We start from the raw sequence: 3,895 nt of genomic DNA, 5'->3' as shown, positions 1-3,895 counted from the left end.
CACACCTGTTGAACGCCATCATGCGGCGGCTGTAGAGACGACCGCGGAAAGAACCATGAACCCGGCAGTGGATCACTTTTGTCTATCGGGGTTGACATCGTGCCCGCGATTAAAGAACGGACGACTAGCTGCGCAGTGATCGGATTGCGGGATGCAGGGCGGGAGATGCAATTTGCTGACTTGCTCTCGCGGAGTATGAGCACGTCTTCCCTCGAGATCACGCGGCAAGGCTCAAGTCTGCGTAGCAGACATACGCAAGCTGTCACTGCAGTGATCCTTCCAGCAATAAGTGTTCCACGAAGGCTTACGGGACAGTTACGATCATTCTGATTCCTCGTCAGCTTCTAGAAAGCTAAGCCTCTTAGCGTGAACGTACTTATCCAGACCGGCGCTAGCTGCTCAGATCTGACTAGGAGAGTGGGATGGATGCGTTCAATAACCTCAACCCATTCGAGACCCGTGTCGATCAGACGTACTACGATCGGCGGCAACAGCAGCAGGCCGACCAAGCCGGGTTTCAGCAGCACGTGAATGATTTGCGTCTTCACGGTCGCCTGCCTCCCAATTCAATTAGCCTCGGTGAGCCGCCCTGTGTTGCTTCGAACAGAGGTGCGGATCGTTTGGGAATGCCGCACGAGGATGTAGTCCGACATGGCACCTCGCGGTCGCCGTCGGATTCGTTCGCCTGCTCTGAACGAGACGATCAGCATGTGCTTTTTCCGGTCGCGGATCGCGACGGGCAGTTGCCGGATTGCAATTTCAGTCTGACAGATGATTGGCACGCCATGGATTCAGCTGCCGGTTGGCCGCCGTATAGTGTCGATCAGGAGGAGCACTCGTGGGCCGAGGCCGGTGATGTAGCGCCGGAGTCATCAAGATCCGTCCCAAGCCGTTCCGAGCAAAATTTGGGGGCATCGATTCTGGGCCGACAGCCCCGGCCGGGCAATGGCAATACCTCTAGAGGAGAACGCCGACTCACCCCGGCCGCAGCGCAGCAAGCGGGTGCTCCGGGCCGCGCAAACGGTCCGACGAACCATGAAGACCCCGTTCTCAGGGAATCGCGGCTTGACCAGATCCTGGATAGTTGGGCCGAGGAGGAAGGTCAGTCGCAAGACGAGGACCGGGAAGAGGCTGTAAGACGAATAAAAGCCTGGAGCGAGGCAGGCGACGTCTATGCAGGGCTGGATCTATTAAATCTATCCCTCACGACACTACCAGCCGCCCTTCCGGCTGGGCTTCAGTCGCTCAACGTGAGCGACAACCAGCTAGTGCACCTGCCCGACACCCTCCCGTCTGGACTTCGGGCGCTCAGGGCCAGCGGCAACCGGTTGACCAACCTGCCCGACACACTCCCTAACGGGCTTCAGTCACTTGCCATCGGGGGCAATCGGCTGACCAGTCTTCCTGAAAACCTTCCAGAGGGCCTTTTAACTCTCGCGGTTGGCAGTAGCCGCTTGACCAGCCTGCCAGATACCCTGCCGCATGGGCTGCAGGACCTCGACGTCCGCGGCAACCGCTTGACCAGACTGCCCGACGCCCTCCCCACCGGACTTCAGTCACTTGCAGTCGGCGGCAATCGGTTGACCAGCCTTCCCAACACGCTCCCGCCTGAAATCCAAGAGCTCGAAGCCGATGGCAACCGACTGACCAGCCTTCCCGACACTCTTCCCGTCGAACTCCAGGTGCTCTTTGCGTGCGACAACCAGCTGGACAGTTTGCCCGAGACTCTCCCCCCTGAGCTCCAGAGACTTCACGTCACCGGCAACAGGCTGACCAGCTTACCCGAGGCCCTCGCGACCGAGCTCCAGGTGCTCGAGGCACGCAATAATCGGCTGAGCAGCCTACCGCAGGCGCTGCTAACCCGGCTAGGTTTTGGGTGCATGGTTTATCTGGAGAATAACCCACTGCCCGAGCAGGTGCGTACGAATTTGGCGGAAGCCCTGAATTCCCCGGGCTATGACGGCCCGCGGGTCTTCTTCTCGATGGGCGAGGGAACGGCGGTGGATCAGGAACGGTCGCTGGCCGAGGTGGTCGCGGAGTGGATGGACGGGGAGCCGGAAGTGATCGACGTCTGGCAAAACTTCGGCGGCGAAGCGGGGGCACCGGAATACGCGCTCTTCCTCGATAAGCTACGGAACACCGTAAATTATGATAATCCTCATTTCCGAGAGACCGTCGCCGAGGATCTGCGGCAGGCTGCGATCAGACCGCACTTGCGCGAGCAGTATTTTCAGTTGGCTTTCGGGGCGAGCGAGACCTGTCAGGATCGCATCACTCTGACCTGGAACGGCATGCAGACCGCACGCCTGAACGCTGATGTCGAGGACGGGGCCTATGACGATCGGCTGGGCGAACTCATCCAGAAGGCCCGGGTCTTGTTCCGCCTGGGCGCCCTCGAGCCGATTGCCCGTCAGAAGGTCAACTCACTCCAGTTCGTCGATGAGATCGAGGTTTATCTCGCCTATCAGGTCAAGCTGCGTGACCGGCTGGACCTGCAGCTCATCGCTCCGGACATGCGGTTCTATGAAATCTCGTACGTCACTGAGCACGACCTCACCGCAGCCGAGACGCAGGTGCGGAACGAGGAAGCGGCGGGGTTCGCTGACTTTCTGGCGACTCGCTGGCAGCCCTGGGAAACGGTGGTGAGCCGGATTGCCCCCGAAGCCCATGCAGAGATGCAGAACCGGCTCGCCGCGGCGATGGACGCCGAGTTTCCGAGCCGGCTCGAGCAGCGACTCGCCGACTATCACCTGACCGGAAACAGCGATGCCGAGTTGCAGTTCGGAGCCCAGATCCGCGACGAGATCGCCCGCGAGATCAAGGGCGCACTGATGCGGCAGGTGCTCGCGGATCATGCGCTTGAGCTGTGAAGCGGCCGTCCACTCGGCGCGGATGCCGGCGCGCCGAACGGGCTGTTCGTTGAAGACGTTATGCCGGAGGATTAGGCACGTGGCAGGCACGAGGACAATTGCATGACGAGCTTCACGGACTAGGAGACAATCATCCTGCTACGTCGGTTTAGCGCTGTAACCGGCGACGGTCGCCGGTGCGACCTAAAAGATGATGACCAAGAGCCGAAGCCAAGCCCATGCCACGAGGGCGAGCGCGAGCTGGCCGATGCTGAACGCTGCGGCGCCAGCGACGAAGGCGACAGCGATGCCGCCCAGAGCGCCGGCTCCCGTGTGGAAGGCCCAAAGACCAACCATTACGTCGGCGAAGACGGGCAACGCGAAGACTGCAAGCGTGAAGAGCAGCCACGCGAAAAAGCCTATGACGAGGAAAACGAGCAGTGGTGCGAAGGTGATCATGGCGGTGGGCTCCGTGAGTCATAGGTCTGACGGTTGCGCCTTTGACCACCACCACGGCGCGAGCGTGAGTATAACCGCAAATAGAAGCCCTGGGGAATGGCATCCGTCGGATGTTCTGCGACACCCGAAAAGCGATTCACCCGATCCGATGACGTGGCCTTCTCGCGTCATTGGCCTTCCGATGTCAGAACCCGGTTAGTCGGCTCGGATCCAGAAATCACGTCCGCTGGCTAAGGCGCTTGCATAAAACTCTTGAGCGGGCTGTTCGCCGTGAGGGCTTGTGAGACAAACAGGGGGATTTTGCGGAGGGAGGATTTCTGGTTCATCGTAGCCACCAGGAGCGAAGATGAAACAGAAATCCGGACCGGGCAAAGCGTCGGCAGACCAAGTGCTAAAGGACATTCGGCGCCAGACCCGCCGGCAGTATTCGGCGGAAGAGAAGATCCGCACCGTGCTGGAAGGATTGCGCGGCGAGGAGAACATCTCCGAGCTTTGTCGCCGAGAAGGCATTGCCGCCTCGATGTATTACGGCTGGTCCAAGGAGTTTCTCGAGGCCGGCAAGCGTCGCCTAGCCGGCGACACGGCAC

3 protein-coding genes are annotated in these 3,895 nt (G+C 60.4%); 2 read left to right on the top strand and 1 reads right to left on the bottom strand.

The genetic code is table 11. The features are described 5' to 3' along the window. Nucleotides 1-422 precede the first annotated feature (422 nt). Nucleotides 423-2,870 carry an NEL-type E3 ubiquitin ligase domain-containing protein gene (locus CV770_RS40545; RefSeq protein WP_245454018.1) on the top strand — a complete coding sequence of 816 codons (2,448 nt, stop codon included), beginning with the start codon at nt 423-425 and terminating at the stop codon, nt 2,868-2,870. A gap of 183 nt (nt 2,871-3,053) precedes the next feature. Here CV770_RS40545 and CV770_RS40540 read toward each other — a convergent pair whose 3' ends face one another. Continuing rightward, a complete protein-coding gene (locus tag CV770_RS40540) occupies nt 3,054-3,308 on the bottom strand; it encodes a hypothetical protein (protein WP_245454017.1) in 255 nt (84 codons plus the stop codon). Nucleotides 3,309-3,654: 346 nt separating this feature from the next. On the opposite strand from CV770_RS40540, the gene CV770_RS40535 reads away from it, so the two are divergent. Further along, nucleotides 3,655-3,895: transposase (locus tag CV770_RS40535; RefSeq protein WP_146101461.1), on the top strand; the 241-nt coding region annotated here is incomplete at its 3' end.

It is taken from the genome of Bradyrhizobium sp. AC87j1, assembly GCF_002936975.1.
GTDB lineage: Bacteria > Pseudomonadota > Alphaproteobacteria > Rhizobiales > Xanthobacteraceae > Bradyrhizobium > Bradyrhizobium shewense.
This window is presented reverse-complemented; position numbering and strand designations above follow the sequence as displayed.